Annotated in this window: 5 protein-coding genes and 1 pseudogene; 5 read left to right on the forward strand and 1 reads right to left on the reverse strand. The window is 62.3% G+C overall.

Annotated elements, in window-relative coordinates; genetic code table 11:
• The 4 genes from VGP39_RS13140 to VGP39_RS13155 form a co-directional block, all read left to right on the forward strand.
• On the forward strand, positions 1 to 291 hold a 291-nt coding region (locus VGP39_RS13140; RefSeq protein WP_327568538.1), incomplete at its 5' end, for an SDR family oxidoreductase.
• On the forward strand, positions 288 to 875 hold the full coding sequence (locus tag VGP39_RS13145; protein ID WP_327568539.1) for a 3-phenylpropionate/cinnamic acid dioxygenase subunit beta: 588 nt from the start codon (positions 288 to 290) through the stop codon (positions 873 to 875). The genes VGP39_RS13140 and VGP39_RS13145, both read left to right, overlap by 4 nt.
• Positions 876 to 883: 8 nt before the next feature.
• Entirely contained in the window at positions 884 to 1,084 is a 201-nt protein-coding gene (locus VGP39_RS13150; protein ID WP_327568540.1) for a hypothetical protein, read from the forward strand.
• An 11-nt stretch (positions 1,085 to 1,095) separates the two neighbouring features.
• Positions 1,096 to 1,500, forward strand: coding sequence for a hypothetical protein (locus tag VGP39_RS13155; RefSeq protein WP_327568541.1), 405 nt, complete (start codon positions 1,096 to 1,098; stop codon positions 1,498 to 1,500).
• Between the two features lie 4 nt (positions 1,501 to 1,504).
• On the opposite strand, the gene VGP39_RS13160 is transcribed toward VGP39_RS13155, so the two are convergent.
• The gene (locus VGP39_RS13160) at positions 1,505 to 2,332 is read right to left on the reverse strand and encodes an IclR family transcriptional regulator (protein ID WP_327568542.1); all 828 of its coding nucleotides are present in this window, start codon (positions 2,330 to 2,332) and stop codon (positions 1,505 to 1,507) included.
• A 393-nt stretch (positions 2,333 to 2,725) separates the two neighbouring features.
• Between VGP39_RS13160 and VGP39_RS13165 the strand changes: the two are divergent.
• A pseudogene (locus tag VGP39_RS13165) lies at positions 2,726 to 2,924 on the forward strand (tripartite tricarboxylate transporter substrate binding protein); the annotation flags it as partial.

A 2,924-nucleotide genomic window follows, 5' to 3' on the forward strand; every position in this document is an offset into this window, starting at 1 on the left:
TTCCTGCATCATCGTATTCGCGTGAATACGGTCGTACCCGGCGGCGGCGGCATCGTCAGCGGCATGAGTCTCGGCCGGGTCGGCGGCGATGCTTTGCGGCTCGGCATAGGCGCGCCCGGCACTGCGGCAGGACGGCCGGCGGCCGGTGAAGATATTGCGAATGCAATCGCGTTCCTGATCTCGCCCGAAGCGGAAGCGATTTCCGGAACGGTGATCGATGTTGGCTGCTTCGCCCATCAGGGCGGGCCGGTGCCGCCAAAGCCGAAAAACAACCAGGGAGAAAAGGCATGAGCGACGTGTTGACCGCGGAGGCGGCAGCCGCGGCATCTTCAGCTCTGCCGCGCACCGATGCCTATTACCGGCTCAAGGCCGATATGGAGGATTTCCTCTATGCGGAGGCGGATCTGCTCGATAACCGGCAGTTCCGCGACTGGCTCAATCTGCTTGCCGACGACATGACCTACTTCATGCCGATCCGGCGCAACGTGAAGTTCGGCCAGCATGCGCAGCGCGAAAACACCGTGCAGGGCTCCGGCATCAGCTGGTTCGACGAGGATAAGTGGACGCTAACCAAGCGCGTCGACCAGATCCTCACCGGCGTGCATTACGCCGAAGAGCCGCTGTCGCGGGTCTGCCATATGGTCAGCAATGTGCAGGTGCTGGGCGCGACGCCGTCGCTAGAGGCGCCGCAGGAAGTCGAAGTGCGCTGTCGCTTCCTTGTCTACCAGAACCGGATCGAGTACGAGACCTACACCTTTGTCGGCAAACGCACCGACCTGATCCGCAAGACATCGGACGGCTGGAAGATCGCACGCCGCGAGATCCTGCTGGACCAGAACGTGCTCCTGGCGAAGAATTTGAGCACGTTCTTTTAAGGCAAGCCATGATCGACCTGATGACGCTGAAGCCCGGCGACCGTCTGCAACTGACCCAGAAGATCGTTGCCGAGGTCACCGAAAACATGGGCGACGGAATGTGGGTCGAGGTGCGATTGATCGAAGCACCGGACAGGCCCGACGAAGTCGGCAATGTGGAGCTGTGCCACGCACAGGACATCGTCAAGGTTCTGGGCACGACGCCTTGAAGAGGATGCCAATGCTACGTTTCGACTATCTGCCGAGCGACTTCAACCCGATGTTCCTCTTCCTTGGAGAGCGACAGGATCTGCAGACACTCGCCAATCTGTTGCGCTCTTTCGCAGAAGATCCGCGGCAGCTCGACGTGCGCGAACAGCTCACCACCGCCATATCGCGTACCACGCTACGCCTGTTGCCTGCTGAGGGCGAAGTCGGCGATTGCGGCATGAGGCAGGAGCCCGGCGGCTTTTGCTGGGGACTGAACGCCTGGCAGGCGGAGAAGATCGCCGAGCGGATCGAAGCGTTGACGCCAGCGGATCGGAAATCCGGTTCCGACATCATCGAGCTCGGTGTCGAAGGCGAAATCCCGGTGAAGGTATCGCTCGGTGAATTCACCGACGATTTTCTGGTGCAGCGCTATTGATTGTTTACGCCGCGCCGCGCTTGCGATAGGCCCGCGGCTTGAGCTGCTTGCCGGTCTTTGCCACGCGATGGCCGAACTGCTCGGACACCGCGTTGGCCGCCTCTATCACCTGCGCGCCGAAGCGCGGGATGTCCGCGTCCTTCACGCGCGCCTTGGGGCCGAACACGCCGAGGCATCCGATGACTTCGCCATTGTGGTTGAAGGTTGGTGCGGCGAACGCGACCGCGCCGACAAATACTTCGCCGAGGCTGACGGCGTAGCCCCGGCTGCGCACCAGCTCCAAGGCCTTGACGAGTTCGGCGCGGCGCGGCTTTGCGACCTGATCGAGAATGGCGTCGCGCCGCTTGTCATCGAGGAAAGCAAGGATGGCCTTGCCGCTCGCACCGCGCGTGATGTCGCCGGTATCGCCGATGCCGCGGGCAATGGTGAGCGCGTGGTGGCTTTCCAACTCCAGCACGCAGATGCGCTTCTGCTCGCGCAGCACGAACAGCGCGGCGGTCTCTCCGGTGCTGTCGCGAAGCTGCTCGAGAATGGGCCTTGCGACGTCGACCTTCTCAAGCCCGGCCAGCCAGACATGGGCGAGCTCCATCACGCCATGCGCCAGGCGGAAGCGCTGAGGATCGCCTTCGGCCTTGATCAGGCCGGAAGCGCCGAGTGTTTGCAGAAGTCGATAGAGCGTCGGCCGGCTCAGCCCGACCCGCTTCTGGATGTCGAGCACGCTAAGCGCCGGCTTGTCGCCGGTAAAGCATTGCAGGATGGCGACGGCGCGGTCGACGGCGCGGACGGTGGAGCACGCGCCTTCGTTCGTTGCTTCAACGTCATCGGTAGCCATACAACATGCCCATCGGTTTGCGTGGCGGTGTCACCGTGCCTGCGCGGCTCCCTGATCGTCCACTACTTTCGTCGCTGACGACACACGGCGCCGCCATAGGACGCCTCCAACAATCGTGCGGCCACGCGCCATCATAGCCGAATGTCCACTAGATGGACATATATTTCATAATTTATGGACAGCCGTCTCGCGGTTGATTAGGATCGCACTCTCACCAGGGAATGCAGGGGCCAAGCTTGCGGGACAATTCCCGATGCGTCGTCAGACAGGAGCAGATGCACTGGCCGGCCAGTTGGCGCGGGAGGGCGTCGAGGCCGTCTTCGCCGCGCCGGGCGTTCTGCTCGACTGGGCGATCCCATGAATATGCAAAACATTTAGAAAGGCCTGATCGCCATGCGTTGGCTTGCTTTGCTGGTTGCAGTGTTCCTCGCCTCTCCCGGTATGGCGCAAGAGTGGCCTAATCGAATAATCCGCATCGTCGTTCCTTACCCGGCCGGTGGACCAGCGGATTTCATGGGCCGGCTCGCGGCGCAGAAGATGCAGGAAAAGTTGGGCGTGTCAGTTGTCGTCGAGAACCGGGCCGGCGCCAGCG

Origin of the sequence: Bradyrhizobium sp. (assembly GCF_036009065.1) — a bacterium.
GTDB lineage: Bacteria > Pseudomonadota > Alphaproteobacteria > Rhizobiales > Xanthobacteraceae > Bradyrhizobium.

Bases quoted from the DNA above. Each gene is read 5' to 3' on its own strand.
- VGP39_RS13150 (WP_327568540.1), top strand. From the start codon at position 884: ATGATCGACCTGATGACGCTGAAGCCCGGCGACCGTCTGCAACTGACC.
- VGP39_RS13155 (WP_327568541.1), top strand. From the start codon at position 1,096: ATGCTACGTTTCGACTATCTGCCGAGCGACTTCAACCCGATGTTCCTC.
- VGP39_RS13160 (WP_327568542.1), bottom strand. From the start codon at position 2,332: ATGGCTACCGATGACGTTGAAGCAACGAACGAAGGCGCGTGCTCCACC.
- VGP39_RS13145 (WP_327568539.1), top strand. From the start codon at position 288: ATGAGCGACGTGTTGACCGCGGAGGCGGCAGCCGCGGCATCTTCAGCT.